The sequence below is a fragment of the Bradyrhizobium forestalis genome (genome assembly GCF_002795245.1).
Classification (GTDB): domain Bacteria; phylum Pseudomonadota; class Alphaproteobacteria; order Rhizobiales; family Xanthobacteraceae; genus Bradyrhizobium; species Bradyrhizobium forestalis.
In genome coordinates this window covers 304,850-330,448 of record NZ_PGVG01000002.1, presented here as the reverse complement: position 1 = coordinate 330,448, position 25,599 = coordinate 304,850, and the positions used below count along the sequence as shown (strand labels likewise).

The 25,599-nt window shown below is 65.1% G+C and carries 29 protein-coding genes; 18 read left to right on the top strand and 11 right to left on the bottom strand.

Going from position 1 to position 25,599, the window contains the following annotated elements:
* Positions 1 to 133 precede the first annotated feature (133 nt).
* A complete protein-coding gene (locus CVM73_RS03935) occupies positions 134 to 784 on the top strand; it encodes a protein-L-isoaspartate(D-aspartate) O-methyltransferase (protein WP_100230679.1) in 651 nt (216 codons plus the stop codon).
* A gap of 109 nt (positions 785 to 893) precedes the next feature.
* The gene (locus CVM73_RS03930; RefSeq protein WP_100230678.1) at positions 894 to 2,279 is read left to right on the top strand and encodes a LysM peptidoglycan-binding domain-containing M23 family metallopeptidase; all 1,386 of its coding nucleotides are present in this window, start codon (positions 894 to 896) and stop codon (positions 2,277 to 2,279) included.
* A 155-nt stretch (positions 2,280 to 2,434) separates the two neighbouring features.
* Here the strand turns inward: CVM73_RS03930 and CVM73_RS03925 are convergent, their stop codons facing one another.
* On the bottom strand, positions 2,435 to 3,427 hold the full coding sequence (locus CVM73_RS03925; protein ID WP_100230677.1) for an ATP-binding protein: 993 nt from the start codon (positions 3,425 to 3,427) through the stop codon (positions 2,435 to 2,437).
* A gap of 182 nt (positions 3,428 to 3,609) precedes the next feature.
* On the opposite strand from CVM73_RS03925, the gene yajC reads away from it, so the two are divergent.
* The 6 genes from yajC to CVM73_RS03895 are packed head-to-tail and all read left to right on the top strand — an operon-like array spanning position 3,610 to position 9,253.
* A complete protein-coding gene (gene yajC / locus CVM73_RS03920) occupies positions 3,610 to 3,978 on the top strand; it encodes a preprotein translocase subunit YajC (protein WP_027576227.1) in 369 nt (122 codons plus the stop codon).
* A gap of 49 nt (positions 3,979 to 4,027) precedes the next feature.
* Positions 4,028 to 5,632, top strand: a complete 1,605-nt coding sequence (gene secD, locus CVM73_RS03915) for a protein translocase subunit SecD (protein ID WP_100230676.1) — start codon at positions 4,028 to 4,030, stop codon at positions 5,630 to 5,632.
* Between the two features lie 10 nt (positions 5,633 to 5,642).
* Positions 5,643 to 6,662 (top strand): protein translocase subunit SecF, encoded by a 1,020-nt coding sequence (gene secF, locus CVM73_RS03910; RefSeq protein WP_100230675.1) that lies wholly within the window; start codon positions 5,643 to 5,645, stop codon positions 6,660 to 6,662.
* A gap of 60 nt (positions 6,663 to 6,722) precedes the next feature.
* The gene (locus CVM73_RS03905) at positions 6,723 to 7,106 is read left to right on the top strand and encodes an Mth938-like domain-containing protein (RefSeq protein WP_061881784.1); all 384 of its coding nucleotides are present in this window, start codon (positions 6,723 to 6,725) and stop codon (positions 7,104 to 7,106) included.
* On the top strand, positions 7,103 to 7,966 hold the full coding sequence (locus tag CVM73_RS03900) for a phytoene/squalene synthase family protein (RefSeq protein WP_100230674.1): 864 nt from the start codon (positions 7,103 to 7,105) through the stop codon (positions 7,964 to 7,966). The genes CVM73_RS03905 and CVM73_RS03900 overlap by 4 nt, the downstream gene beginning before the upstream one ends.
* 45 nt (positions 7,967 to 8,011) lie before the next feature.
* On the top strand, positions 8,012 to 9,253 hold the full coding sequence (locus tag CVM73_RS03895; protein WP_100230673.1) for a threonine ammonia-lyase: 1,242 nt from the start codon (positions 8,012 to 8,014) through the stop codon (positions 9,251 to 9,253).
* 36 nt (positions 9,254 to 9,289) lie between these two features.
* Here the strand turns inward: CVM73_RS03895 and CVM73_RS03890 are convergent, their stop codons facing one another.
* From CVM73_RS03890 to CVM73_RS03860, 7 genes are all read right to left on the bottom strand, one after another.
* On the bottom strand, positions 9,290 to 10,468 hold the full coding sequence (locus tag CVM73_RS03890) for an aminotransferase class V-fold PLP-dependent enzyme (protein WP_100230672.1): 1,179 nt from the start codon (positions 10,466 to 10,468) through the stop codon (positions 9,290 to 9,292).
* A 78-nt stretch (positions 10,469 to 10,546) separates the two neighbouring features.
* Entirely contained in the window at positions 10,547 to 11,104 is a 558-nt protein-coding gene (locus tag CVM73_RS03885; protein WP_167406626.1) for a CAP domain-containing protein, read from the bottom strand.
* Between the two features lie 95 nt (positions 11,105 to 11,199).
* The gene (locus tag CVM73_RS03880) at positions 11,200 to 12,294 is read right to left on the bottom strand and encodes an AMP-binding enzyme (RefSeq protein WP_100230807.1); all 1,095 of its coding nucleotides are present in this window, start codon (positions 12,292 to 12,294) and stop codon (positions 11,200 to 11,202) included.
* A 7-nt stretch (positions 12,295 to 12,301) separates the two neighbouring features.
* On the bottom strand, positions 12,302 to 13,729 hold the full coding sequence (gene trmFO / locus CVM73_RS03875) for a methylenetetrahydrofolate--tRNA-(uracil(54)-C(5))-methyltransferase (FADH(2)-oxidizing) TrmFO (protein ID WP_100230670.1): 1,428 nt from the start codon (positions 13,727 to 13,729) through the stop codon (positions 12,302 to 12,304).
* Between the two features lie 126 nt (positions 13,730 to 13,855).
* Positions 13,856 to 14,008, bottom strand: a complete 153-nt coding sequence (locus CVM73_RS03870; RefSeq protein ID WP_007590701.1) for a DUF1127 domain-containing protein — start codon at positions 14,006 to 14,008, stop codon at positions 13,856 to 13,858.
* A gap of 497 nt (positions 14,009 to 14,505) precedes the next feature.
* Positions 14,506 to 15,330, bottom strand: a complete 825-nt coding sequence (locus CVM73_RS03865; RefSeq protein WP_100230669.1) for a lytic murein transglycosylase — start codon at positions 15,328 to 15,330, stop codon at positions 14,506 to 14,508.
* 130 nt (positions 15,331 to 15,460) lie between these two features.
* Positions 15,461 to 16,369: a DUF2189 domain-containing protein gene (locus CVM73_RS03860; protein WP_167406605.1), complete on the bottom strand. Its 909-nt coding sequence runs from the start codon at positions 16,367 to 16,369 to the stop codon at positions 15,461 to 15,463.
* 336 nt (positions 16,370 to 16,705) lie between these two features.
* Between CVM73_RS03860 and CVM73_RS03855 the strand changes: the two genes are divergently transcribed.
* Positions 16,706 to 17,104, top strand: a complete 399-nt coding sequence (locus tag CVM73_RS03855) for a DUF3597 domain-containing protein (RefSeq protein ID WP_167406604.1) — start codon at positions 16,706 to 16,708, stop codon at positions 17,102 to 17,104.
* A 53-nt stretch (positions 17,105 to 17,157) separates the two neighbouring features.
* On the opposite strand, the gene CVM73_RS03850 is transcribed toward CVM73_RS03855, so the two are convergent.
* Positions 17,158 to 17,433 carry a GNAT family N-acetyltransferase gene (locus CVM73_RS03850; protein WP_100230667.1) on the bottom strand — a complete coding sequence of 92 codons (276 nt, stop codon included), beginning with the start codon at positions 17,431 to 17,433 and terminating at the stop codon, positions 17,158 to 17,160.
* 320 nt (positions 17,434 to 17,753) lie between these two features.
* Between CVM73_RS03850 and CVM73_RS03845 the strand changes: the two genes are divergently transcribed.
* Complete coding sequence (locus CVM73_RS03845) at positions 17,754 to 18,149, top strand: SPW repeat protein (RefSeq protein WP_100230666.1); 396 nt, start codon at positions 17,754 to 17,756, stop codon at positions 18,147 to 18,149.
* A 49-nt stretch (positions 18,150 to 18,198) separates the two neighbouring features.
* Here the strand turns inward: CVM73_RS03845 and CVM73_RS03840 are convergent, their stop codons facing one another.
* Both CVM73_RS03840 and CVM73_RS03835 read right to left on the bottom strand, forming a co-directional pair.
* On the bottom strand, positions 18,199 to 18,474 hold the full coding sequence (locus CVM73_RS03840; protein ID WP_100230665.1) for a GNAT family N-acetyltransferase: 276 nt from the start codon (positions 18,472 to 18,474) through the stop codon (positions 18,199 to 18,201).
* An 84-nt stretch (positions 18,475 to 18,558) separates the two neighbouring features.
* Positions 18,559 to 18,918, bottom strand: a complete 360-nt coding sequence (locus CVM73_RS03835; RefSeq protein ID WP_100230664.1) for a hypothetical protein — start codon at positions 18,916 to 18,918, stop codon at positions 18,559 to 18,561.
* 94 nt (positions 18,919 to 19,012) lie between these two features.
* On the opposite strand from CVM73_RS03835, the gene CVM73_RS39995 reads away from it, so the two are divergent.
* The 8 genes from CVM73_RS39995 to CVM73_RS03790 all read left to right on the top strand — a co-directional run bounded on the left by CVM73_RS39995 (position 19,013) and on the right by CVM73_RS03790 (position 25,593).
* A complete protein-coding gene (locus tag CVM73_RS39995) occupies positions 19,013 to 19,180 on the top strand; it encodes a hypothetical protein (protein ID WP_167406603.1) in 168 nt (55 codons plus the stop codon).
* A gap of 105 nt (positions 19,181 to 19,285) precedes the next feature.
* Positions 19,286 to 20,893, top strand: a complete 1,608-nt coding sequence (locus tag CVM73_RS03825) for an acyl-CoA synthetase (RefSeq protein WP_100230663.1) — start codon at positions 19,286 to 19,288, stop codon at positions 20,891 to 20,893.
* A gap of 9 nt (positions 20,894 to 20,902) precedes the next feature.
* Positions 20,903 to 21,763 (top strand): PCC domain-containing protein, encoded by an 861-nt coding sequence (locus CVM73_RS03820; protein WP_100230662.1) that lies wholly within the window; start codon positions 20,903 to 20,905, stop codon positions 21,761 to 21,763.
* 99 nt (positions 21,764 to 21,862) lie between these two features.
* Entirely contained in the window at positions 21,863 to 22,660 is a 798-nt protein-coding gene (locus tag CVM73_RS03815) for an AAA family ATPase (RefSeq protein ID WP_100230661.1), read from the top strand.
* 47 nt (positions 22,661 to 22,707) lie between these two features.
* Positions 22,708 to 22,995 (top strand): type II toxin-antitoxin system RelE/ParE family toxin, encoded by a 288-nt coding sequence (locus tag CVM73_RS03810; protein WP_100230660.1) that lies wholly within the window; start codon positions 22,708 to 22,710, stop codon positions 22,993 to 22,995.
* Between the two features lie 5 nt (positions 22,996 to 23,000).
* Positions 23,001 to 23,288, top strand: a complete 288-nt coding sequence (locus CVM73_RS03805) for a HigA family addiction module antitoxin (protein WP_028136268.1) — start codon at positions 23,001 to 23,003, stop codon at positions 23,286 to 23,288.
* A gap of 770 nt (positions 23,289 to 24,058) precedes the next feature.
* Entirely contained in the window at positions 24,059 to 24,622 is a 564-nt protein-coding gene (locus CVM73_RS03795) for an SRPBCC family protein (protein WP_100230659.1), read from the top strand.
* A gap of 17 nt (positions 24,623 to 24,639) precedes the next feature.
* Entirely contained in the window at positions 24,640 to 25,593 is a 954-nt protein-coding gene (locus tag CVM73_RS03790; RefSeq protein WP_100230805.1) for a YVTN family beta-propeller repeat protein, read from the top strand.
* Positions 25,594 to 25,599: the final 6 nt, after the last annotated feature.

Sequence of the window (25,599 nt, the reverse complement as noted above, 5' to 3'; positions counted from 1 at the left end):
TGATAGCTCGACTGTGGTCAAATGCTGCACCGAAAGGCTATCATGAGTTCCTGAGCCGGAACAAGATTCTCGTCTCGGGTTCTTGCGGTGCAGTACGGCGATCCGCCAGCCGAGATCAGCAATAGCAGCAGCAATGACGTCCCATCAGCACCCGCCGGAGAAGATGATGTTTCAGCTGACGCTGAGGCGTCGGGGCATCAGCGATCAGGCCGTGCTGCGGACCATGGAGGAGGTGCCGCGCGAGCTTTTCGTCGACGAGGCCGATCGCGACGGTGCCTATCGTGACAGCGCGTTGCCGATCGCCTGTGGGCAGACCATCAGCCAGCCGTTCGTCGTCGCCTACATGACCGAGCAGCTCCAGCTCCAGAAGCAGCATCGGGTGCTCGAAATCGGCACCGGCTCCGGTTATCAGGCCGCCGTGCTATCGCGGCTCGCGGGGCAGGTGCTCACGGTCGAGCGCTACCGCAAGCTGGCGGATACGGCGCGCGCCAGGCTCGAGAAGCTCGGCTGCCACAATGTCGAGGTGATGCTGGGCGACGGCCTCAATCTGCCTCCCAATATCGGCCCGTTCGACCGCATCATCGTCACCGCCGCGATGGAGCAGATTCCGGAGAACCTGGTCGAGCGGCTGGAGGTCGGGGGCATCCTGATCGCCCCCGTCGGCCCGCATCAGGGCGTGCAGACGCTGACCCGCCTGACCCGCACAGAAGCCGGGATCGAGCGCAAGGAACTCGTCGAGGTCCGCTTCGTGCCGGCACTGCCCGGCGTGGCGCGGGAGCTGTAGAATCCCGGATTGGCTGTGCCGCCAACATCTTATTGGGAGGGTTAAGCCGTTATTTACTCGGCGCGTGTTTACTTAAAACATCAGTTCTGTTGCGTACGAGTGAGTAACCATGTCCGCTGTCGTCGAGTTGCTTTACTCGCGCCGCGTGCCGCAGGTCGCGGTGCTGGCGCTGATCTCCTTCAGCTTTGCTGGGTGCAGCGCCGACATGTCGTCGCGGCTGTCCCAGTCAAATTTTTCCAATCCCTTCGCTTCCGAACAGACGGGGTCGGTGCAGCAGGCGCCGCCGCCGCAGCGTGAGCTGCCGCAATATGCGCGGCCGCAGACGCAGCCCGGTTACTACCAGTCGCAGCCTCTGCCTCCCCCCGCGGTATCCGCCCCGCAATCCTATCCCGTTGCCTCTGGCGGCGGAGTGTCCGGCGGCGGACGCGGCGTCAGCTCGTATGCCCCTCCGGCTCAGCCGCACCTCGAAACCACGGCCACGGTGCCGCCGCGCTCGGTCGCGGCCGCCCAGCCGGCCGGCGGGACCAAGATCATCGTCGGCACCAGCGACACGCTCGACGTGCTCGCCAAGCGCTACCACGTCACGCCGCAGGCGATCCTTGCCGCCAACGGCTACAAGGGCCCGCGAGCGCTCTCGCCCGGCCAGCAGCTGATCATCCCGCATCCGGCGGCGGCCGCTGCACCGGCGCCCGCGATGGCTCCCGTTGCGGCAGTGCCTGCAGCGAAGCCGGTTGCGGCCGTCGCTGCACCGTCGAGCACGCACTTCGTGAACCGCGGCGACACGCTCGCCAGCATCGCCCGCAAGAACCATATCCCGGCGGCTGAACTCGCCCGTGCCAACGGTCTTGATCCGTCTGCAAAACTCAAGCTCGGCACCAAGCTGACCGTACCCGGCGCCAAGACCGCGGCTGTCGCGGCGCCGGTTGCCGCGGCTCCGGTCGGGGCTGCTCCGGTGGCCGGAACGCTCCAGCCCGTAGCGGCCGCTCCGGCGCCCGTCACCAAGATGGCCGCTGCTGCCGCGCCCGTGCAGAGCGCGCGCCTGGCTCAGGCCACGGCCAATGTCGAAGAGAAGCCCGCCGAGACGCCGGCGAAGGCCGCGGAGGCCACCGGCGCGCTGCCGACCTTCCGCTGGCCGGTGCGCGGCAAGGTGGTCACGAGCTACGGCGCCAAGACCAATGGCAAGTCCAATGACGGCATCAATCTCGCGGTGCCCGAGGGGACGCCGGTCAAGGCGGCTGAAGACGGCGTCGTTGCCTATTCCGGCAACGAGCTGAAAGGTTACGGCAATCTGGTCCTGGTTCGGCACTCCAACGGCTACGTCACCGCATATGCCCATGCGAGTGAGCTGTTGGTGAAGCGCGGCGATACCATCAAGCGCGGTCAGGTCATTGCCAAGTCGGGTCAATCCGGGGAGGTGGCGTCGCCGCAGCTCCACTTCGAGATCCGCAAGGGATCGAGCCCGGTTGACCCGCTTCAATTCCTGAATGGGGCGTGAGGCCGGCGCAGTCTCCGCACTGACGCTGTCGTCGTCCGGCTTGACCGGGCGACCCAGTATTCCAGAGACAGACATTGTTGAGCCGATAAGCCGCGGCGTACTGGATTCCCCGCCTGCGCGGGGAATGACAGTTGTGTGTGGGGCGATAGTGTTCGCTACGTCGCCGTCAGCTTCACGCCGAGCCGTCCGGCCAGCTCCTGCACGAACTGCCAGGCGACGCGGCCCGAGCGGGAGCCGCGCGTCGTCGACCATTCCAGCGCTTCGCGCTCCAGGGCCTCGTCGTCGATCTTGATGTCGAAATGGCTGCAATAGCCGCGCACCATGGCGAGGTATTCGTCCTGGCTGCAGCGGTGAAAGCCGAGCCAGAGGCCGAAACGATCCGACAGCGAAACCTTCTCCTCGACCGCTTCGCCCGGATTGATCGCGGTCGAGCGCTCGTTCTCGATCATCTCGCGCGCCAGCAGATGGCGGCGATTGGAGGTGGCGTAGAGGATGACGTTCTCGGGCCGGCCTTCGATGCCGCCTTCGAGCACGGCCTTGAGCGACTTGTAGGAGGCGTCGTTGCCGTCGAAGGAGAGGTCGTCGCAGAACACGATGAAGCGGAAGGACGAGGCCCGAAGCTGCTCCATCAGTGCTGGCAGGCTCTCGATGTCCTCGCGGTGGATCTCGATCAGCTTGAGCTTGTCGGCCGGTTTGCGCTCCGCGTTGAGGCTGGCATGCGCCGCTTTCACCAGCGATGACTTGCCCATGCCGCGCGCGCCCCAGAGCAGGGCGTTGTTGGCCGGCAGGCCATTGGCGAAGCGCTCGGTGTTCTCCATCAGGATGTCGCGCATCCGATCGACGCCCTTGAGCAGGAACAGCTCGACGCGGCTGACCCGCGGCACGGCCGCCAGGCGCCCGTCGGGGTGCCAGACATAGGCATCCGCCCGTTCGAACGACTCGGGCTCGAGGGCCGGGTTGCCCTGGGCCGAAAGGTGCGCCGCAATAGTCTCCAGCGCGCGGACGATGCGCTCTTGGGAGAGGTCCGGGGCTGTCTTGGCGATTGCTTTTGAGGCTGCCGTGGGGCGTTTTGCCGCGACGCGGGCGGGCTTCCTGGCGGGGGTGGGGAGGCCTTTGCCGGCCGGGCTTTTGTTTGGTTTTTTGGGCATGTCCGAAGTTCCTGAGAACGCAGCCTTATCGGGCCTCACGGCGCGCCGCAAGGTGGCCCAAAAGGGCGGTCTGGCAGCGTTGCAATTGGGGCAATGGCCGCTATAGTCCGCGCGAATTTGACCGAACCGGTCGCCCTCGAGGGCCTGACCGGCTTTCCCCCGTTCTCACGAGGATCGTCCGAATGCTGATTACCCCTGCGTATGCCCAGGCCGCGGGCGCCGGCGACACCAACAGCATGTTGATGTCGCTGCTGCCGTTCGCCCTAATCTTCGTGATCATGTACTTCCTGATTCTGCGTCCGCAGCAGAAGAAGGTGCGCGACCACGCCGAGCTCGTGAAGAACATCCGCCGCGGCGACACCGTCGTGACCTCGGGCGGCCTCGTCGGCAAGGTCACCAAGGTCGTCGACGACGACCAGATCGAGTTCGAGATCTCCGACGGCGTGCGTGTGCGGCAGATGCGCCAGATGATCTCGGGCGTGCGTGCCAAGGGCGAGCCGGCGAAAGAAAGCTCGAAGGAAAGCGCCAAGGACGACACCGCGGCGAAGTGAGAGCTTCACCGCGAGTCGCTCAAGTCTCCTGATCTGACAGGTCCAGTCGATGTTGTATTTCACGCGGTGGAAGGCGCTGGGGATCATCCTGACGGCGCTGATCGTGTGCCTCTGCGCGGTCCCCAACTTCTTCCCTGAGGCGCAGGTCAAGACCTGGCCCGCCTGGGCGCAGCGCCGGCTCGTGCTCGGCCTCGATCTCCAGGGCGGCTCCTATCTGCTGCTCGAAGTCGATTCTGCCTATGTGAAGAAGGAGCGGCTGGACCAGATCCGCGACGACGTTCGCCGGACGTTGCGCGACGCCAAGATCGGCTTCACCGGTGGCGTCACCGTGCGCAACGACGCGGTCGAGGTTCGCATCACCAAGGAGACCGATGCGCAGGTCGCACTCGCCAAGCTGCGGGAGCTGTCCCAGCCGCTGGGCGGCCTCATGGGATCCAGCGGTCAGCGCGACCTCGAGGTGGCTGATGCCAGCGGCGGCGTGATCCGCCTGAGCATCCCGCAAGCCGCGATGCTCGACCGCATGCGCAAGACCATCGAGCAGTCGATCCAGATCGTCGAACGCCGCGTCAACGAGCTCGGCACCGTCGAGCCCGTGATCCAGCGCCAGGGCAACGACCGAATCCTGGTGCAGGTCCCGGGTCTCCAGGACCCGACGCGCCTGAAGGAGCTGCTCGGCAAGACCGCGAAGATGGAATTCCGCATGGTCGACACCTCCGTGCCGCCGGATCAGGCGCAAGCGGGCAGGTTGCCGCCGGAGTCCGAGCTGCTGATGAGCGCATCGCCGCCGCCGACGCCCTACGTGGTCAAGAAGCAGGTGCTGGTCGCCGGCGGCGACCTGACCGACGCCCAGGCGAGCTTCGACCAGCGCACGGGTGAGCCGGTCGTCAGCTTCAAGTTCAATACGTCGGGCGCGCGCAAATTCTCGCAGGCCACGCAGGAGAACGTGGGGCTGCCGTTCGCGATCGTGCTCGACAACAAGGTGATCTCGGCGCCCGTCATCCGCGAGCCGATCACCGGCGGCCAGGGCCAGATCTCCGGCAATTTTACCGTGCAATCGGCCAATGACCTTGCCATCCTGCTGCGCGCCGGCGCGCTGCCGGCGCCGCTCACGGTGGTCGAGGAGCGCACCGTCGGTCCGGGCCTCGGCCAGGATTCGATTGAGAAGGGCGAGCTCGCCGCCTATGTCGGCTCGATCCTCGTCATCGTCTTCATGCTGTTGACCTACCGCCTGTTCGGCGTGTTCGCCAACATCGCGGTGGCCATCAATGTCGCCATGATCTTCGGCCTGTTGTCGCTGCTCAACGCCACGCTGACGCTGCCCGGCATCGCCGGCATCGTGCTCACCGTCGGCATCGCGGTCGACTCCAACGTGCTGATCTACGAACGCATCCGCGAGGAGCTGCGCGGCGGACGCAATGCGATCTCGGCGATCGACGCCGGCTTCAAGCGGGCGCTCGCGACCATCCTCGATTCCAACATCACCACCTTCATTGCCGCCGCAGTGCTGTTCTACATCGGCACCGGCCCGGTGCGCGGCTTTGCCGTGACGCTCGGCATCGGCATCATCACCACGGTGTTCACCGCCTTCACCCTGACCCGGCTGATCGTGGCATGGTGGGTGCGGTGGAAGCGGCCGCAGAGCGTGCCGATCTAGGAGCCTGATCGTGATTCACACCGTTCTCATCGGGCTCGGCGTCCTCATTGCCATTCTCACCGTGGTTGCGGCCCTCGGCCTGCTGCCCTCGTTGCGCATCGTCCCGGACGACACGCATTTCGACTTCACGCGCTTTCGCCGCATCAGCTTCCCGATCTCGGCGGCGCTGTCGATCGTCGCGATCACGCTGTTCTTCACCCATGGCCTGAACCTCGGTATCGACTTCAAGGGCGGCACGCTGTTGGAGGTGAAGGCGAGGTCAGGCACCGCCGACATCGCGGCGATGCGAACCACGCTCGACGCCCTGGGTCTCGGCGAAGTCCAGTTGCAGCAGTTCGGCGGCCCCGAGAACGTGCTGATCCGCGTTGCGGAACAGCCGGGTGGCGACGCCGCACAGCAGGCAGCCCTGCAGAAGCTTCGAGGCGCGCTCGGCGACAGCGTCGACATTCAGCGCACCGAGGTGCTCGGTCCGCGCGTCGCCGGCGAGCTCCTGGCCTACGGCATGCTCGGCCTGATGCTCGCGATCGTCGCGATCCTGATCTATCTCTGGTTCCGCTTCGAATGGCAGTTCGCGCTTGGCGCCATGATCGCCAACGTGCACGACATCGTGCTGACGATCGGCTTCATGTCGATCAGCCAGGTCGATTTCGACCTGACCAGCATCGCCGCGCTCCTGACGATCCTCGGTTATTCGCTCAACGACACCGTCGTCATCTACGACCGTATCCGCGAGATGCTGAGGCGTTACAAGAAGATGCCGATGCCGCAGCTGCTCAACGAGTCGATCAACTCGACGCTGTCGCGCTCGATCATCACTCACTTCACGGTGACGCTGGCGCTGCTCGCGCTGCTGTTGTTCGGCGGTCATGCCATCCACAGCTTTACCGCGGTGATGATGTTCGGCGTGGTGCTGGTCGGCACCTACACCTCGATCTTCATTGCGGCCCCGATCCTGATCTATCTCGGCGTCGGCGAGCATCGCGAAGATGCGCCCGATACCGCTACGCCGGCGAAGAAAAGCAAGGCATGATCCGAACCTCATGCCCTCGCAGGAGTTTGCGAGGGCAGTAAGCCCATTCGGACGAAGCTCATGGCCGGCGATCCCAACGCTCCGCATTTCCCGCGCTCGGCGCCGATCGATGCCTATGGCAAGGGCGGCTTCGCCTTTGCCGGCATGTCGCATCGTGGATCGCTGCTCTGCCTGCCGGACGCGATCTGGGCCTGGGACGTGACCGACCCCCAGAAGATCGACCGCTACTCGCTGGATCGGGTCTTCACGGCCGCCAACAGCATCGACACGCTCCTGGTCGGCACCGGAACCGGGCTGTGGCTGCCGCCGCCGGAGCTGCGCCAGGCGCTCAAGGCGGTGAGGGTGGTGCTGGACACGATGCAGACCGGCCCCGCCGTGCGGACCTACAACATCATGATCGGCGAGCGACGGCGGGTTGCTGCTGCGCTGATCGCCGTGCCATGAGCAACCCTGGGCCGCCGCCCGACTCCGTTGCCTTCTGCGCCGATCTCGTGCGCAGCTACGACTTTCCGCGCTACGCCGCGACCCTGTTCCTGCCCGCTGCCGAGCGCCGTGCGTTGCTGGCGCTGTATGCCTTCAACGTCGAGATCGTCCGCGTCCGCGACCAGGTGAGCCAGCCCTTGCCCGGTGAGATCCGCCTGCAATGGTGGACCGATATGCTGTCGGGCCATGCCCATGGCAGCGCCGAGGGCAATCCCGTGGCAGCCGAGCTGCTCCGCGCGATCCGCGACTTCGACCTGCCGGTCGAGCCGCTGTCGCTGCTTGCCGAGGAGCACCAGTTCGATCTCTACAACGATCCCATGCCGACCATGGCGGCGCTGGAGGGCTATCTGGCCGCGACGTCATCGGCGTTGTTCGGTCTGGCGGCGCTGGTTCTGGGACCGCCGTCGGAGGCGGTCGAGCATCTCGCCCGCCATGCCGGGCTGGCGCAGGGCATCGGGCAGGTCATCGCCAATTTGCCGCGCGATGCCGCGCATGGGCAGTTGTTCCTGCCGCAGCAGGTGATGGAGAGGCACAATTGCAGCATGGAGGATGTCTTCGCCGGCAAGGAGACACCCAATCTCCATGCAGTGCTGGAGCAGCTTGCGGCTGAAGCGCGGCAGCATATGACGGCGGCTTCGTCGCTGCTGGCGCAGGTGGCGCCGTCCGTGCGGCCGGCGTTTCTGCCGTTGAGCCAGGCGCAGGCCGATCTCAAGCGCCTGTCGCGCCCGGGACGCAATCCGTTTGCGCTGCAGCCGCCGTCGCGGCTGCGCACGCTCTGGACCCTGTGGCGCGCCTCGCGATCGCGTGAATTTACCAAATAGCGGCTGGCTTATCGCCTGGGCCGGCCAAATGCTCTATGCTGGCCTATGGCTGACTTGTCCCAAAGCACGTCCGATATCAGCGGCTTTCCGGTCGCACCGAGTGACATTCATGCCGCCGCCGAGACGATCCGGGGCGCCGTCATCGAGACGCCCTGCAACTACAGCCGCACGCTGAGCAGCATCTGCGGCTGCGACATCTGGCTCAAATTCGAGAACCTCCAGTTCACCTCCTCGTTCAAGGAGCGCGGCGCGCTCAACAGGCTCACCGCGCTGACGCCGGAAGAGCGCGCGGGGGGCGTGATCGCAATGTCCGCGGGCAACCACGCGCAGGGCGTCGCCTACCACGCCAAGCGGCTCGGCATTCCCGCCACCATCGTCATGCCGATCGGCACGCCCATGGTGAAGATCGAGAACACCAGGCATCACGGCGCCGAGGTGGTGGTCACGGGCGCGACGCTGGAAGAGGCGGCGGCCTTTGCGCGAAGCCACGGTGAAGCGCGCGGCATGATCTTCGTCCACCCTTACGACGATCCGCTCGTCATCGCGGGGCAGGGCACGATCGGGCTGGAAATGCTCAAGGCGGTCCCGGAGCTCGACACGCTGGTCGTTCCGATCGGCGGCGGCGGTTTGATCAGCGGCATTGCCATAGCCGCGAAGTCGATCAAGCCGTCGCTGCGGGTATTGGGCGTCGAGGCCTGGCTCTATCCCTCGATGTACAATGCCATCCATGACGGCAATCTGCCGGCGCGCGGCGACACGCTCGCCGAGGGCATCGCGGTGAAATCGCCGGGCAAGATCACCACCGAAATCGTCCGCCGCCTCGTCGACGACATTGCGCTCGTCAACGAAGCCGAGCTCGAGCGCGCGGTCGCGACCCTGATCTCGATCGAGAAGACTGTGGTCGAGGGCGCCGGCGCTGCCGGCCTTGCCGCGTTGATGTCCGATCCGTCCCGCTTCGCTGGTCAGAAGGTCGGCCTCGTCCTGAGCGGCGGCAACATCGATACGAGGCTGATTGCCTCCGTCCTCACACGCGAGCTTGCGCGGGAAGGGCGCCTGACCCAGCTCTCGCTCGATATTCCTGATCGCCCCGGGCAACTCGCAGCGGTGGCGGCGCTGCTGGCCGAAGCCGGCGCCAACATCATCGAGGTCTCGCACCAGCGGACCTTCTCCGACCTTCCGGCCAAGGCGACGCTGCTGCAGCTCGTCATCGAGACCCGCGACAGCGCGCATCTCAACGAGGTGATGGCGAGGCTCAGCGCATCCGGACTGAGCGCGCGCTGCACGTGAGTGACGTAAAGCGAACCTAAAGCCATTCCGCTCTAGCTATCGCGGCGCCAGCTCCCGTAGGTGACCGATCAGCCGATCGATCTCGGCTTCCGTGTTGTAATAGTGCGGGGACGCCCGCACGAGCAGCGGCAGCGCGCGGAGTTCGGCATCGATGCGGGTGCTCGCAGGATCTGAAGCGCCGATCGTGATGCCGTCGCCAGCGGCGCTGCTGACAATCGCATCCGCGTCATGCCCATCCATCGTGAAGCTGACGATGGCGCCCGGCGAGCGGCCGAGGTCGCGAATGGTGATGCCGCGAATGGAGGCGAGGCCGTTGCGAAGACGGCCCGCAAGCAGGCGGCAGCGCTGCTCGATGGGACCGAGGCCGATGTCGAGCGCATAATCGACGGCGGCGCCGAGCCCGAGCCGGGCCGCGTAGTTGTTCTCCCAGGTCTCGAAGCGCCGCGCATCGTCGCGCAGCCGATATTCATTGCGCGAGACCCAGGGCGCTGCGAAATGGTCGAGCATCGGTGGCTCGAGCTGCTGCAACAGGGCGCGGCGGACGTAGAGAAACCCGGTGCCGCGCGGGCCGCGCAGGAATTTGCGGCCCGTGGCGGACAGCATGTCGCAGCCGATGGCCTCGACGTCGACCGCCATCTGCCCGACCGCCTGGCAGGCGTCGAGCAGATAGGGAATGCCGTGCGCCCGCGCGATCCTGCCGATTGCCGTGGCGGGATTGACCAGCCCACCATTGGTCGGAACCCAGGTGATGGCGATCAGCTTCACGCGCTCATCGATCATGCGCTCGAGCGCGTGCACGTCGAGCTCGCCGCTGGCATCGCTGGGCACGACGTCGATCGTCGCGCCGGTTCGTTTCGCGACCTGAAGGAACGCGACATAGTTGGCGGCATATTCCGCCTCGGCTGTCAGGATGCGGTCGCCCTTGCGGAACGGCAGCGCGTAGAACGCCATCTGCCAGGCAACCGTTGCGTTCTCCACGAGCGCGATCTCGTCGGGGGCGGCATTCAGCAGGCGCGCGATCGAGCCATAGACCGCGTCGAGCCGATCGGACTCACGGTCGGCAGCGGCATAGCCGCCAATTTCGCTTTCGAGGTCGATATGCTGCTTCATCGCCGCGATCACGGGCGCCGGCATCAAGGCCGCGCCGGCGTTATGGAGATACGCGAGCCGCGAGGCGGCCGGCGTCTCGGCGCGTATCTGGTCGATGTCGATCACTTGCGCCTCCGCTTCTCGCGATTTTCGTGCAAGAATTAGACGCGTCGGGGACTGCGAGCAAGACAGCCCGGTCCTGCCTCAGATGCAGAGGCTGAGCAGCTTGATGTGGCAGCCGCTGGACTTTGGCTTGTTGGCAGGCGCCGCCTCGCGCTTCACGGCAACCAGCGGCTCCTTGTCCTTCTTGCCTTTGCCCTTGCCCTTTGGCTCGTAATCGCCGGCGATCACCATGGCCCAATAGGTGCGCTTGCCGCTGGCATTCTTGGCGCTCGCTATGCCGACGCGGGAGGCGTTGTGCAGCAACAGGTTCTTGCGGTGCCCGGAGGAATCGATCCACTGGCCCAGCGTCTTCTCGAAATTGTCGTAACCATAAGCGATGTTCTCGGCGGCGCGCCCCGCGCCCGCCGGTGCGACACGGCGGTTGAACGGGCCTAGCGGGTCGTGGCTGAGATCATCCTTCGCTGCCATCGCTCGGGCCTGGTCCATGGCGATGCGGTCGAGGGTGGCATCGCGGACGACGCGGACCTCACCATGCTTGAGACGGAAGCTGGAGATAAGCTCGGCCGGAGATTCGGCCATGGCTGGCACAGCCGTCAGCAGCAGGAAGCCGGCGATCAGGCCGCCAACCACACGATGCATCATCGTCCCCCGAGTCCCCATGATCCCGCCAAGCCCGAATGATCCGACCGCTTCTCTATCGCCAATGTGGAGGCTTCAAGGCACGGACCGCCACACTAGCTCGCCGGCAGGTTCGCCTCGAAATTGAAGCGGTCGCGCAGGTTCTTGCGCTGCTCCAGAATGTCCTTGAGGAAGGCACGGTCCTGCTCGTTCTTCATCATCGGCTCGATCAGGTCGAGCTGGTTCATGGCGACCAGTTGCAGGACCTCGGTACGCGGCTTGCCGCTGGTGTTGCGTGGCAGGGCGTGCACGACCTGGATGTGCTCAGGCGGCTTCGGTCCGTTGGCGGCGGCAAGCTCGCTGCGGAGCTGGCCTTCGAGCGCGGCCTGGTCGGCTTCGACGAAGGCATAGAGCCCGACGCCGGAGCGGCGGTCGGCAAAGGCGACGATGGCGGCGTCGCGCACGGCAGGATTGCGGCGGATCAGTTCGGCCAGCACCGGCGCGTCGTTGACGAGCCGGCGGCCGCCACCCTCGCGGTCGGTGAAGTTGAACAGGCCGCGGGTGATGGCGCGATAGACCTTCTTGCCGGTGGCAAGCCACAGGCTCGCGGCGAACGACTTCTTCGCCAGGATCCTTCGCTCCCGCGGCGTCAGCGTCTCCGGCGCGTAGGAGCGCTTGTGTTTGAGCAGATGCCGGAGGTCCTCATAGGCGAGGATGCGATAGAGCCGGCCGCGCCGGTTGAAGCACGCGGCGAGCTGGAAGTCGGTCACGTAGGCCCGGCCGTCGCGGCCAACCAGCCAGTTCTGCTCCTTGGCGAGATCGTTGTGGCAGATGCCGGCGCGGCGCAGCCGACGCAGCACGGCTTTGGCCGACCGGAAATAGGCGAGATCGCCATGGGGCTTGGCCAGATGCAGTGCGACGCCGTCGACGAAGCCGCGCGCCAGAGCGCGGCGTCCAGCCCACAGCAGCTCGGGACCGACGTTGAGGCCTTTGGCGCGGACCAGCGCATGCTTCTCGCGGGCGAACAGATGGCGTGCCAGTAGGAACGACCACCATGGCACCTCGTCGAGCCGGCGCAGCACCGCGTCGATCTCGCCGCTCTCGCTGCGGAAGCGGCCGCGCTCGACAGTCGAGAACACGTCGCGCTTGAGCAGCACGCCTTCGGTCCAGCGCGCCGACAGCTCTGCGGTGTCGTCTTTGGGGAGGCTCATCGAAAACTCACGCAGCGGCGGCAATGCGCAGGTGGTCGGCGATCCAGCGATCGAGGTCGGCGAGCGCTCGCGCGCTCAGCGCCTGCTTCTTGGCTACCGTTTTCTCGTTGCCGCGCAACCGCGTGCCGTCGGGCTTCTTCGTCGGTACCGCCGCGAGCGGCGGGAACAGGCCGAAATTGATGTTCATCGGCTGGAACGAGCGCGTGCCCGGCTCGACGGTCTCGATATGGCCGCCGGTGATGTGGCCGAGCAGCGATCCGAGCGCGGTCGTGCCCGGCGGACTGACGAGCGTCTCACCGCGCGCGTCCGCTGCGGCATAGAGACCGGCGACCAAGCCGACGCTGGCGGACTCCACATAGCCCTCACAGCCCGTCATCTGGCCGGCGAAGCGCAGCCGCGGCTGTGCGCGCAGGCGCAACTGGCCGTCGAGCAGCTTTGGCGAATTCAGGAAGGTGTTGCGATGCAGGCCGCCGAGGCGGGCGAACTCCGCGTTCTCCAGCCCGGGAATGGTGCGGAAGATGCGCTGCTGCTCGCCGTACTTCAGCTTGGTCTGGAAACCGACGATGTTGTAGAGCGTGCCGAGCTTGTTGTCCTGGCGCAGCTGCACGATCGCGTAAGGCTTTGTGGTCGGATCGTGCGGGTTGGTGAGGCCGACCGGCTTCATCGGGCCGTGGCGCAGCGTCTCGGGACCACGTTCCGCCATCACCTCGATCGGCAGGCAGCCGTCGAAATAGGGCGTGTTGGTCTCCCATTCCTTGAACTCGGTCTTCTCGCCTGACATCAGCGCGGCGACGAAGCCGTCATACTGCTCCTTGGTCATCGGGCAGTTGATGTAGTCGGCGCCGTTGCCGCCGGGGCCGACCTTGTCGTAGCGCGACTGGAACCAGGCCACCGACATGTCGATGGACTCGCGATGCACGATCGGCGCGATCGCATCGAAGAAGGCGAGCGCGTTTTCGTCGGTCAATTCGCGGATGGCGTCAGCAAGCGGCGCAGAGGTGAGGGGGCCGGTTGCAACGATCACATTGCTCCAGTCGGCCGGCGGAGGGCCGGCGACCTCGCCACGTGCGATCTCAATCAGGGGATGGTCGTTGAGGGCCTTGGTGACGGCCGCCGAGAAGCCGTCGCGGTCGACCGCCAGCGCGCCACCAGCAGGCACCTGATTGGCATCGGCCGCGCGCATGATCAGCGAGTCGAGCCGGCGCATCTCCGCGTGCAAGAGGCCGACGGCGTTGTTGGCGGCGTCGTCCGAGCGGAACGAATTCGAGCAGACGAGCTCGGCGAGCCCGTCGGTGCGGTGCGCCTCGGTCATGCGGGTCGGCCGCATCTCATGCAGCACCACGGGCACGCCCGATTTCGCCACCTGCCAAGCAGCTTCGGAACCGGCGAGGCCGGCGCCGATCACGTGTACGATGTTGGATTGGGGTCCTGTCATGGGGCGGACAGGTAGCGCTTTTCGGCGGAGAGTGGAATCGCCGAGATCGAGTTTTCTGCCACCAGATACGACAACGCCCGCACAAGGCGGGCGCTATCGGTTGGTCCGGTTGAGGGCTGAACGGTATCAGCCCTGATACTGACCGGCGGCAACGCGCGGGATGTCCGAGCGATCGAGGCCGATATCGGCCAGTTCGCGATCGCTGAGCTGGGACAGCTCGGCAACATTGCGCTGATAGTCCCGGAAGGCCTGGATCATGCGGATGAGCGAGAGCAGCATTGGTAGTCTCCTGTAGTTCGATTCAGCCCTTGCCGGGCGGCATCGTTGAAGTGAATATAGATGGGAGTGGTGCAGTGCGAAAGTTCCTATGTTGCGATGCAGCTAGGCGCTGAGTGCATGGCGCGGGTAAGATACACTTAACCCTTTGGCGGTTGGCCCGGACGCGCGAGTAGATCCGGCGCATCCAGCGGATAAATATCCGTGGAATCATGGTGTTAATGCAAACTGAGTGATGTCAACCATCGCCGGAATATATTGCCGATGAGTGGATCCGGCAGGCGACCTATCAGCATCTAAACTCAAGTCTTGCCTGCGTGATTCGCATGGATGGAAAAATACTAAAAATGAATTTGTATTCATTTTTAGTATTGGCCGCTGATGTCTGACCTGACCTTTGATGGTCAGTCAGCCGAGATCGCAGCGAGGTACATAGACAGATACGTCATCGCCTCTGGCGAGGCTGCCGAGCGGTCTGGAGCCAGGTGCAGCCCGTGGGCTTAAGGGGCGTGAGCGAGCTGGGTTGCGAAATAGGCGACGGTCTTGGAATAGACCTCGCTCTTGTTCCACTGCTGTAACACCGCAAAATTCGGGCTGCCCGGCTGCCAATCCTTGCCGCGCTGCCAGCCATAGCCCGCGAGATAATTGGCCGTGGAGGCGAGCACGTCGGGCGCGTTGCGTAGCAGATCGCGCTTGCCGTTGCCGTCGAAATCGACGGCGTATTTCATCCAGGAGGACGGCATGAACTGGGTCTGGCCGAGCTCGCCGGCCCAGGCGCCTTTCATGTCGGCTGGCGCAAGATCGCCGCGCTGGACGATGCGCAGCGCATCCATCAGCTCGGCGCGAAACTGCTCGGAGCGCCGGCAGTCGTAAGCAAGCGTTGCCAGCGAGCGGATCGTTGCGAACTTGCCGGTGTTGACGCCGAAATCGGTCTCCAGACCCCAGATCGCAACCAGGACCTCGCCGGGCACGCCATAGGCCTGCTCGATGCGCGACAGCACGGAGCCGTATTGCTTCATCATGTTGGAGCCGCGCTGCATGCGTGGCGGCACCATGCGGCCGGAAAACTCCTCGAAGGTTTGGGTAAAAACCTTCTGCGATCGGTCGCGGTTGAGCACGCTCTGATCGAGCGTCACGCCGGCCAGCCCGGCGGTGATGGCCTGCTGCGAGATGCCTTTCGCCGCAGCGTCGGTTTTGAGATCCGCAAGCCAGGCGTCGAAATTGCCCGAGCCGCAGGCAACAGCGGCGAGCGCTGGCTGGGCTGACAGGATTGACGCGGAGAGGGCGAAGGCTGCGAGAGCGAGACGAGAATTCGTCGGGGTCATTCGAGTAAATGAATTCCGTGAAGCGATCTGACCGGCGGGGCAATCTCGGTCGGAACCGCGGCCAAAGCAAGGCGCACGACAAGTGGCGATCCTGCCCCGAAGCAGGGCAGGACCGCATGTCACGATATCGTCAGGTGTCCGTGCGGTTTCGCCAAGGGAAGAGGTTGGCCGGGAAGTCGGCGGCCGGCTTGCGCGGACGATGCGGCGGAGGCGGCACCGGACGTGCCCCGGGCTCCGAGACGATCACCTTGCGATAGAGGTGCCAGGTGGCATGGCCGAGCAGGGGGATCACCACGGCAAGGCCAAGGAACGCCGGAATCGTGCCGAGCGCGAGCAGCACGGCTACGATCAGGCCCCAGGCCGCCATCGGCACCGGGTTTCTTGCGACAACGCGCAGCGAGGTCACCATCGACTCGAACGCGCCGGCATGACGGTCGAGCATCAAGGGGAACGACACGACGCTGATGCAAAGCGCGGCGAGCGCGAACAGGAAGCCTGTGCCGCAGCCAACCACGATCAGCCACCAGCCTTGCTGTGTCGTCAGCACGCGCATCATGAAGTCCGAGAGTCCGCTTACGCCCTCGTAGCCGAACGCCGCGACATAGATCGCCTGCGCGGTCGCAACCCAGGTGACGAACAGGGCGAGCAGCAACGTGCCGAGGCCGAGCATCGCACCGAACGAAGGCGAGCGCAGCACCTCCATGGCATCCCAGGCACTGGCTTCTTCATAGCGCTCGCGCCGGCTGGAGAGCTCGTAGAGCCCGAGCGCCGCAAAGGGTCCGATCAGGGCGAAGCCCGCGGCCAGCGGAAACAGCAGCGGCAATACGGAATAGCCCATCACCACGCGGGCGAGCACGAGACCGAGCACCGGGTAGATCACGCAGAGGATGATGGCGTGGCTCGGAACGGCCTTGAAGTCTTCCCAACCGCGCCTGAGCGCGTCGTGCAGATCGGACAGTTGGATGGTTCGGATCACCGGTCCAGCCGCATCCGCGGGCTGGGCCACCGTGGGGACATTGCCCTGGTAGAACGTAGCCATGGTCGCTAGCTCCCTTGCCAAGCGGCCGTAATCCGGCGCCGGCAAACGGCGCAAGCGGCCGCCATTCTCTGAAATCTCGCGATCCCGACCAGAGGCGAATTCCGGATGGCATCGCGAGTTGGATGGCAAGCATACCCCCAAGTCCGAGTCCTGTCCCCCACGCCTAGGTGAAATTCGATGCCGCGGCGCAACCACGACGATGTCATTCTGTCGTCATTTCGCCGCAGATAAGCTGATGCTGGTGGTCGTTCGCGGAACTTCGCGGGCGCGACGCAGTAACTTCGTCTATAAGTGCCACTCAAGGCCCTTCCAACGGATCCTTTTCGGGGAGCAGACATGAGCATTTTCGGGAAAATCATGAGCGCGATCTTCGGCAGCCAGCCGGCCTCCGCCGCGCCCCCCGGTGGCGCCGCTTCACCCGGCGCGCCCGCGGGGACGCCAGGTGCTTCGGCGCCGGCCGCCGCGCCCATGGCCGCGGTCGACGTCGCGGCGATCGTCGACAAGGCGGCGGCTGCACATAAGGGCGAGAAGCTGGAATGGCGCACCTCGATCGTCGATCTCATGAAGGCGCTCGACATCGATTCCAGCCTCGCTGCGCGCAAGGATCTCGCCAAGGAGCTGGGCTACAGCGGCGACATGAACGACTCGGCCAGCATGAACGTCTGGCTGCACAAGCAGGTGATGTCCAAGCTCGCCGCCAACGGCGGCAAGCTGCCGCCGGAGATCAAGCACTGATCGATCGCCAGGTCGTACTGCAAGGGCCCGCCATCCCGCGGGCCCTTTTGCGTTCAGGCCAGGAGATCCGCATCCTCCGGATGCCTGTCGAGATAGTCGACGACGAAGCCGCAGCCGGCGATCACCTTCTTACCGTCGCGGCGGATCAGGTCCAGCGCGCCCCTGACCAGCTCGGAGCCGATGCCGCGGCCGCGCAGCGCGCGCGGCGTCTCGGTGTGGGTGATGATCACGGCCGACGGCGTCAGCCGGTAGTTGGCGAAGGCGATGTCGCTGCCGAAATCGAGCTCGAAGCGGCTCCTGTCCTTGTTGTCGCGTACCGAAGCCGCCATGCGGGATCCTTCCGAAATGCAGATTGCCTCCTGATCTAGGAGACTAACTCCGCCCTTGCCAAGGTGAGCCCAAGGGGGATTGGTGCAGAGGAGACATCTGCAAATGCGCGTCGCTGCGACCGCAGTGCAGTATGGACATCGCGCCTTGCGAGCATGGTGCGGCGACCGCAAATAATCCCCGATTCCGCTCTTGCAAGCCGAGCTTCGGTTCCCACGTCCTAGAGAGGACATACGCCCGAATGCGGCCGGCAGGGTCGCTAGACATTCGGAGTGTCATGATCGCCAGCCGCAGACGTATGCCTCTTGTGTAGGAGGGTACGATGTCGGATTCTGGTTTCTTGAATACTCATCGAACATGGGAGGACTGGTGCGGGATGCTGCTTGGCGCGGTGATCGTGGCTTCGCCGTGGTTTCCGTTCCAGGATCAGGCGATCACCGGACACCAGACGGCCATCCTGAACACGGTCGCGATCGGTCTGGTCGTGTTTGGCATTAGCCAGCTCGAATATGTCGCCTTGCAGCGCTGGCAAGAGGTGACGACGATCCTGGTCGGACTGTGGCTCATCGCCTCGCCATACGCGATCGGCTATTCCGGTGAGGGCTTTCTCCGTATCTATCACACGAGCCTCGGTGCGGTGGTGGTGCTGCTCGGCATACTCCAGCTGTGGCAGGACTGGGATATGAGCGATCAGGACTTGCTCAAGCACGGACAATAGGCCGTAGATATCGGCAGGCCCGCCGGCCACAGGCGGCGGGCCTGCGCATTCATCGGGTCACGAGATCCGCATAGTCCGGGTGCTTGTCGATCCACGCCTTCACGAACGGGCATTGCGGGATCAGCTTCAATCCGCCGGCACGGACCTGGTCGAGCGCGCCTTGCACCAGCTTCGAGCCGATGCCCTTGCCTCCGAGCTCCTTTGGCACGTCGGTATGTTCGAACGTGATGACATTGCCGTCGAGCTTGTAGTGCTCGGTCGCAAGATGACCCTCCACCTCGAGCTCATAGCGGTGATGGGCTTCGTTGTTGACGACATCGCTCATGTTGTTGCCTTGCAGCTGCGCGCCTCGCGCACGAGGTCGTAACGCGCGGTGCGGTCGGCGGTTTCCGATCTGAAGCCGTTCAGTTCAATCGGTCGCTCTGGCCAGCCTGGAATCTTCGGCCTGAGGCTGCCGGCGGAGGCAGCCCTGGCAGATGACCAGGGAGCGGTTGACCCTGGCGTCCTGTTCGGCCTCGGTGCCGTCCTGCGCCTGCCACCATTCCTTGGAATAGGGCTGAAGCCCGGCTTGCGATCCGCCGCGCTCGGAATGTGCAGCGGTCCGTGTTGGCTGTGAGGGAGCGCGCGGCCGATTGGGATCCTCGCCGGCGCCGTCCCAGGCATAACGCGCAGGCTTGAAGGCGGGATCCGAAGCCAGATGCGTCTGCGGCGCCACGGCACATCCGGCGAGCGCCAGCGACAACAGGAGGAAGGCGGGCGCGTTGACCATGATGCGGCACTCTGTACGCGAGAACTGAGCGAGGTTGCGCCGATCATGTTTAAAATTCCCTGAACGATTGCTCTTGTGGCTGCGACCAACGCCAATGCGATATCTGATCCTCCTGCTCATCATCGCCCCGCCGGTGAAGCGCGGCGCCGCGCGCACCGTCCGCTTCGATCTGCATGGCAGCTTCTGCGGCGGCTTTGGTCCGCAAGCCTGCTGGAAGACGAAGGCCATCACGGCGGCGCCGTTTGCGTTCAAGCAGCCGTAGGGCTGGTCCGCGGCAGCTGGCCTTGCAGGGGCGCTGGCGTTGGCGATAAATGGGCTGCAATGAGCGGGCGGCTCGCGTGCCGCCCGCCACCCAAGAGGAAGCCCGATGCAGCCCCTGCGCATGTCCCGCCGCGTCATGAATCTCGCCTACATGCTGACCCAGAATGCGCGGCGGCATGGAGCGCGCCCCGGCTTCGTCTGGGGTGAGAAATCCTGGACCTGGCGCGAAATCGATGCGCAGGTCTCGGCGCTGGCCGCGGCGCTCGCCGCGCGCGGCATTGCCAAGGGGGACCGCATCCTCGTCCATTCCAAGAATGGCAACGAGATGTTCGTCTCGATGTTCGCCGCGTTCCGGCTCGGCGCGGTCTGGGTGCCCACCAATTTCCGCCTGATGCCGGATGAGGTCAGCTATCTCGCGCAGGCCTCCGGCGCGAAGGCGTTCCTGTGCCACGTCGATTTTCCCGAGCACGCCGCGGCGGTGAAGGGCGGAACGCTGGAATTCACCTGGAGCATCGACGGCAGGGCACCATTCGCGGGTACGTCGGTTGGCGAGGCCATGGCCTCGCAGGCGGGAACGGCGGTCGAGAACGTGGCTGTCGAGCACGACGATCCCTGCTGGTTCTTCTTCACCTCCGGCACCACCGGCCGCTCCAAGGCGGCGGTGCTGACCCACGGTCAGATGGGATTCGTCGTCACCAATCATCTCGCCGATCTCACCCCCGGCGTGACGGAAGCGGATGCCTCGCTGGTGGTGGCGCCGCTGTCGCATGGTGCCGGCGTGCATCAGCTGATGCAGACCGCGCGCGGCGCGCGCACCGTGCTGCTGCCGACCGAGAAATTCGACATCAACGAGGCGTTTCGCCTGATCGAGGCGCATCGCGTCAGCAATCTGTTCACGGTGCCGACCATCCTGAAGATGATGGTCGAGCATCCCGCCGCCGACAAATACGATCACTCCTCGCTGCGCCAGGTCATCTATGCCGGCGCGCCGATGTATCGCGAGGATCAGAAGGCGGCGCTGAAGAAGCTCGGCAAGGTGATCGTGCAGTATTTTGGCCTTGGCGAGGTCACCGGCAACATCACCGTGCTGCCGGCCGCGCTGCACGATCCCGAGGACGGCCCGCATGCGAAGATCGGCACCTGCGGTTTCGAGCGCACCGGCATGCAGGTCTCGATCCAGGACGACGAGGGCCGCGAGCTCAAAGCCAACCAGAGCGGCGAGATCTGCGTGATCGGGCCAGCCGTGTTCGCCGGCTACTACGACAATCCCGAAGCCAATGCCAAGGCGTTCCGCAACGGCTGGTTCCGCACCGGCGATCTCGGCCACATGGACGAGGAAGGCTTCGTCTACATCACGGGGCGCGCCTCCGACATGTACATCTCCGGCGGCTCCAATATCTATCCGCGCGAGATCGAGGAGAAGATATTGACCCATCCCGCGATCGGCGAAGTGGCCGTGCTCGGCGTGCCGGATGCGACCTGGGGCGAGGTCGGTGTCGCCGTCTGCGTCGCCCGCGAAGGCGCGAAGCCGGTGAGCGAAGCCGAGATGGCGGCGTTCCTGTCGCCAAAAGTGCCGCGCTACAAGATGCCGAAGCGGTTCTTCTTCTGGGAGGCGCTGCCGAAATCCGGCTACGGCAAGGTGCCGAAGCGCATGGTGTGCGATGAGCTCGAGGCGCGCGGTCTGCTCGATCTCGATAAGAAGCAGGCGGGCTGAGCGTACGAGATGCGGAGCATCAAGCAGCCAGGCCCGCCCGCCGCCGAACGAATTCAATGGGTGGAGGCGAGGGGACGTGCTTTCACGTTCACGCTTCAGGCAGGTGTGCCGCTGCTGGAGGCTGCGCGGCGCGGCTTTGCCGCGGAGGGCTTTGCCGGCGGCGTGCTGAATTTTCGCCGCGGCGCGCTCGGGCCGTTCGCCTATGTCATGCCGGCACTGTCGAAGACCGGTGAGAACGCGGCGTTCTACAGCGACACCTATCGGCCCGACGGCGTGACGCGCTTGAGGCTCGGCAGCATGACGCTCGGCACACGCGACGGCGCGCCGTTCTTTCATTGCCACGGGCTGTGGACCGAGGCGGACGGCAAGACGAGCGGCGGCCACATGCTGCCGGACGAGACCGTCATCGCCGAGCCGTTCGAGGTGGAGGCCTTCGGTCTCGATGGCGCGATGTTCACGGCCGCCCCCGATCCGGAGACCAATTTCAAGCTGTTCGGGCCGGTCGCGGCTGCAAGCACCGGCGCGCGCACGACGAGCCGGGCGTTTGCGATGCGGCTGCGGCCGAACCAGGATTTTTCCGAATGCCTCGAAGCGTTCTGTCGCGCGCATGGCATTGTCCGCGCCAAGATCCACGGCGGCGTCGGCTCGACCATTGGCGCGCGCTTCAGCCATGGCGGCGTGACCGAGCCGTTTGCGACGGAGCTGGCAATAACGTGCGGCGCGATCGAGGTCGGTCCGTCTGGCACGGTCGAAGCGGCACTCGATGTTGCGCTGGTCGACTACACCGGCGGTATCGCGGAGGGCCGTCTGATCCGCGGCGACAATCCCGTGCTGATGACGATGGAGTTGATGCTGGAGGTCCTGGGCTAGGGCACGACCGAAGCTTGCGATCTTCCGCAGATGCCACTTCCGTGTGGCTGATGTTCCTGATACGTTCCTTTGCGCATTTTGGTGGAGAGGGGCTGGAGCATGGGCCGGACAAGACGCCGTCAGACCACGTTGTGCGCGCCTTATCTCCGGCGCGTCTGGCTCGATCGCTCGCGCGTCGAGGACTGGGAGGCTTATCCGTTCTGTCTTCCCGTGTTCAGGGACGAGTTCGATCAGAGCTTCGATGCCGCGGTCACGATCATTGTCGGCGAGAACGGGACGGGCAAATCGACCATCCTCGAGGGCATCGCCGGGCTGGCCGGCTTTGCCAGCACCGGCGGCCGCAAGGGTTTTCAAGAGATCGACGGCGGCGGCATCGAGATCAGCGGCGATGAACTGTCCTCTGCGTTGCGGGCTGCCTGGGTGCCAAAGGTGACCGACGGCTGGTTCTTTCGTGCCGAGACATTCTTCTCCATCGCGCGCTATCTGGACCGCTCGGCCGTGGACGCTGCGCACGCCATGGAAGGCGTGTTCGGTGCGAGCGTTCAGGAAGCGCCGGACTATCTCTCCTTTTCGCACGGCGAGGGCTTTCTGGTTTTCTTCGAGGAGCGCTGTCAGAAGCAGGGCATTTACATCTTCGACGAGCCGGAATCCGCGCTGTCGCCGGCGCGGCAGATGGACTTTCTCAAGCTCCTGCATCGCATGGATCTCTCTGGGAATTGCCAGGTGATCATGGCGACCCACGCGCCGCTGCTGATGGCCTATCCCAATGCGCAGCTGCTGCGACTCGGGAAATACGGTTTGGAGCCCGTTACGGTGGAGCAGACCGATCATTACCGGGTCATGCGTGAGTTCTGCGAGGATCCGCGCGGGTTCGTGGAGGCCTCGCTGGCGGAGTGAATGCACCATCCATTGTCGTTCACCGATTTCCGTAGTATGTCTTTGCCGTGATCAGGTCGTGGCGGAATTCGGCGAGCCGCAAGATCTGGGATGGCGAGCGTCCGAACCAGTTTCGCGGGCTCGATTTCGAGGCAGCGGCTGAGCTGTTGCTCGCGCTGAACGTCGCGAAATCGCTCGGAGACTTGAGTCCGTTGAAGAGCGTCGGATTGCACAAGCTGAAAGGCGACCGCAGGGGACAATGGGCAATGACGGTCAACGAACGTTGGCGCATTTGTTTCGAATTCAGCAAGGGCGATGCCTACGAGGTTGAAATCGTCGACTATCACAAGGGGTGACATCCATGGCTCCACTCGTTCATCCTGGACGGTTGCTCAAGCGCGAATTGGTTGCGCGTGGGCTTAGCGCCAACAGGCTTTCGCTCGACATCGGCGTTCCCTCGGGGCGGATTACCGACATTTTGAACGGGCGCCGGGGCATTTCGGCGGATACCGCAGTGCGACTTGGTCGCTATTTCGGCAATAGCCCTCAGTTCTGGTTGGACTTGCAGGGGCAGTACGACATCGGTGTCGTTGAGCGGGAGAAAGGCGCTGAGATCGCTCGCCGGGTAAGACCGGCCGACGCGGCTTGATCGAGTTTCGGTTGGAGACTTCATCGTTCGTGGCCCGAGAAGCGGGAGGCGCGCGCAGGCATGCTCGCGGCACCTCGTGCCCGAGCTTTGCTGCATTCACCGCCCTCAGAAGTGCCGAGGGCGCAGGGAAGGCCGGGTGCCGGCTGGCACCCGCGGTCCACTGTGCGAAAGCGTGTGCTAAAAAAGCTGCACAGCGGCATACAGGTGAAGCCAAACATCCGGCCTTCCCTGCGCAGTGGTTTGACGGCTTATGTCGCGCTCTCCCCGGGGAGCGATGCACTATTGCCCCCGTCGCCTTGCGGATAAATGATGTGCGCGCCCGGTCGGGCACCACGCATCACCGCAAGCCTTGGCGCACAGACCCCGGGCGCCAGGACCACACGATTTTGCCGTACGCAGGCTGCATCCGTCGTATGCGCGCCTTGCCTGCTCACGGAGTGACCCGCCCTGCAAACCGACTGCGCGCGACGCTGCCTGCGTCCACCACGTCCCATCCCGCGTTCGTGACGATCGCGATCCGCCCCTCGGCCCGGGTTGGGATGACGGAAACATGCGATAATTCCGAATTCGAGTAAAGCGAATTGTTTTCGTCTGCGGGCGTTGACCCTGGCCTTGTGTGTTTTGCCCGTCGGGCACCGCAAGGGATGGTGTGAATGCGGAGGCGCCCCCGCCACAGCCGCGCCACGAACCGGTCGCCCCACGGTCCAAAAATGCGCTACGATGGTCCCAGCGCGCCTCAAGTCGCGCGGAATCAAGAGTGAGGAAACGGTATGAGGATGAGAAGCGGAACGGCGATCGCCGGGGTGGCGGCGCTGGCGGTGGCGGGGATGGCTCTGACGGTCGCTTTCGAGCCGGTGTGGGCCCACGGGCCGACCCGGCAGAAGGTGCGGGAATCCATCGAGATCAGTGCGCCACCGGCCAAGGTGTGGGCCGCGATCTCCAATTTCCAGGACATGAGCTGGCTCCCGATCGTCACCAAGACCGAGGGCCAGAAGGGCAACGAGATCGGCGCGACGCGGACGCTGATCCTGACGGGCGGTGCGACCGTCGAGGAGGAGCTCTACAAATACGAGCCCGACATGCAGAGCTATTCGTACCGGATCACCAAGGTCGACGTGAAGGTGTTGCCGGTGACCAATTACTCCTCGACCTTGACGGTATCGCCCGCGCCGGATGGCAAGGCGAAGCTGGAATGGGCCGGCGCGTTCTACCGCGGTTTTCCCAACAACGATCCGCCGCCGGAGCTGAGCGACGAGGCTGCCAAGACCGCGGTGAGCGGGCTGTACAAGGCCGGGCTCGAAGCGCTGAAGAAGAAGATCGAGAGCGGTAGCTGATCGTGCGAGCACTGGTCCTGGCGGCGCTGGTCTTGGCGGCGCTCGCCGCCAGCCTTTGCTTTGCCGGTCCGTCGCACGCGTCCGCCGAAGAGGCGTTCGTCACCAACCAGCTCAGCGATGATCTGATGGTCGTGGACCTCGCGACTGCGCGCGGCGTTGCGACCATCCCGATCGGCGGCAAGCCGGCGGGTGTCGCCGTCAGCGCGGACGGACGCTTTGCCTATGTGACGAGCCCCGACGCCAAGGCCGTGACGGTGGTGGATGCGGCCACGCGGCAGGTCGCCGGCCGCGTCGAGGTCGGCGGCGGGCCGCTCGGCATTGCGGTCGCGCCCGATGGCAAGACGGTCTACGTCGCCGACTGGTATGCCGCCGCGGTACGGGTGATCGATACGGCCTCGCGCAGCGTTGTCGCTAGCATCGCCGTCGGCGCCTCGCCGTCCGGGCTGGCAGTGACGCCCGACGGCAAGCTGCTGCTCTCGGCCGACCGCGACGACGACAGCATCTCGGTGGTGGACACCGCGACGCGGCAGCGCAAGGCGACCATCAAGGTCGGCACGCGTCCGTTCGGCGTCACCATCGATGCCGGCGGCAGGCGCGCCTACACCGCCAATGTCGGCTCCGACGATGTCTCCGTGATCGACATCGCTGAGGGGCGCGCGATCGGCCGCGTGCCGGTCGGAATGCGGCCCTATGCGGTGGCGCTGACGCAAGGACGGGGCTTCGTCACCGACCAATATGGCGGCACCGTCAGCGTGTTCGATATTGCGAGCCTGAAGCCCATCAAGCGCATCAACGTCGGCGACTATCCCGAAGGTATCGCCGCGACAGCGGACGGCAAGCGCGTCATCGTCGCCTGCTGGGAGAGCAACACGCTAAACATCATCGACGCGGCCGAGCTGAAGGTGATCGGCGAGATCAAGACCGGTGATGGCCCAAGGGCGTTCGGGGCGTTCTTACGCAAGACGGAGTAGGGGGAC

Coding starts and splice junctions, on each gene's coding strand:
- CVM73_RS03935 (WP_100230679.1), top strand. CDS start 134: ATGACGTCCCATCAGCACCCGCCGGAGAAGATGATGTTTCAGCTGACG.
- CVM73_RS03930 (WP_100230678.1), top strand. CDS start 894: ATGTCCGCTGTCGTCGAGTTGCTTTACTCGCGCCGCGTGCCGCAGGTC.
- CVM73_RS03925 (WP_100230677.1), bottom strand. CDS start 3,427: ATGCCCAAAAAACCAAACAAAAGCCCGGCCGGCAAAGGCCTCCCCACC.
- yajC (WP_027576227.1), top strand. CDS start 3,610: ATGCTGATTACCCCTGCGTATGCCCAGGCCGCGGGCGCCGGCGACACC.
- secD (WP_100230676.1), top strand. CDS start 4,028: ATGTTGTATTTCACGCGGTGGAAGGCGCTGGGGATCATCCTGACGGCG.
- CVM73_RS03905 (WP_061881784.1), top strand. CDS start 6,723: ATGGCCGGCGATCCCAACGCTCCGCATTTCCCGCGCTCGGCGCCGATC.
- CVM73_RS03900 (WP_100230674.1), top strand. CDS start 7,103: ATGAGCAACCCTGGGCCGCCGCCCGACTCCGTTGCCTTCTGCGCCGAT.
- CVM73_RS03895 (WP_100230673.1), top strand. CDS start 8,012: ATGGCTGACTTGTCCCAAAGCACGTCCGATATCAGCGGCTTTCCGGTC.
- CVM73_RS03885 (WP_167406626.1), bottom strand. CDS start 11,104: ATGCATCGTGTGGTTGGCGGCCTGATCGCCGGCTTCCTGCTGCTGACG.
- CVM73_RS03880 (WP_100230807.1), bottom strand. CDS start 12,294: ATGAGCCTCCCCAAAGACGACACCGCAGAGCTGTCGGCGCGCTGGACC.
- trmFO (WP_100230670.1), bottom strand. CDS start 13,729: ATGACAGGACCCCAATCCAACATCGTACACGTGATCGGCGCCGGCCTC.
- CVM73_RS03870 (WP_007590701.1), bottom strand. CDS start 14,008: ATGCTGCTCTCGCTCATCCGCATGATCCAGGCCTTCCGGGACTATCAG.
- CVM73_RS03865 (WP_100230669.1), bottom strand. CDS start 15,330: ATGACCCCGACGAATTCTCGTCTCGCTCTCGCAGCCTTCGCCCTCTCC.
- CVM73_RS03860 (WP_167406605.1), bottom strand. CDS start 16,369: ATGGCTACGTTCTACCAGGGCAATGTCCCCACGGTGGCCCAGCCCGCG.
- CVM73_RS03855 (WP_167406604.1), top strand. CDS start 16,706: ATGAGCATTTTCGGGAAAATCATGAGCGCGATCTTCGGCAGCCAGCCG.
- CVM73_RS03850 (WP_100230667.1), bottom strand. CDS start 17,433: ATGGCGGCTTCGGTACGCGACAACAAGGACAGGAGCCGCTTCGAGCTC.
- CVM73_RS03845 (WP_100230666.1), top strand. CDS start 17,754: ATGTCGGATTCTGGTTTCTTGAATACTCATCGAACATGGGAGGACTGG.
- CVM73_RS03840 (WP_100230665.1), bottom strand. CDS start 18,474: ATGAGCGATGTCGTCAACAACGAAGCCCATCACCGCTATGAGCTCGAG.
- CVM73_RS03835 (WP_100230664.1), bottom strand. CDS start 18,918: ATGGTCAACGCGCCCGCCTTCCTCCTGTTGTCGCTGGCGCTCGCCGGA.
- CVM73_RS39995 (WP_167406603.1), top strand. CDS start 19,013: ATGCGATATCTGATCCTCCTGCTCATCATCGCCCCGCCGGTGAAGCGC.
- CVM73_RS03825 (WP_100230663.1), top strand. CDS start 19,286: ATGCAGCCCCTGCGCATGTCCCGCCGCGTCATGAATCTCGCCTACATG.
- CVM73_RS03820 (WP_100230662.1), top strand. CDS start 20,903: ATGCGGAGCATCAAGCAGCCAGGCCCGCCCGCCGCCGAACGAATTCAA.
- CVM73_RS03815 (WP_100230661.1), top strand. CDS start 21,863: ATGGGCCGGACAAGACGCCGTCAGACCACGTTGTGCGCGCCTTATCTC.
- CVM73_RS03805 (WP_028136268.1), top strand. CDS start 23,001: ATGGCTCCACTCGTTCATCCTGGACGGTTGCTCAAGCGCGAATTGGTT.
- CVM73_RS03795 (WP_100230659.1), top strand. CDS start 24,059: ATGAGGATGAGAAGCGGAACGGCGATCGCCGGGGTGGCGGCGCTGGCG.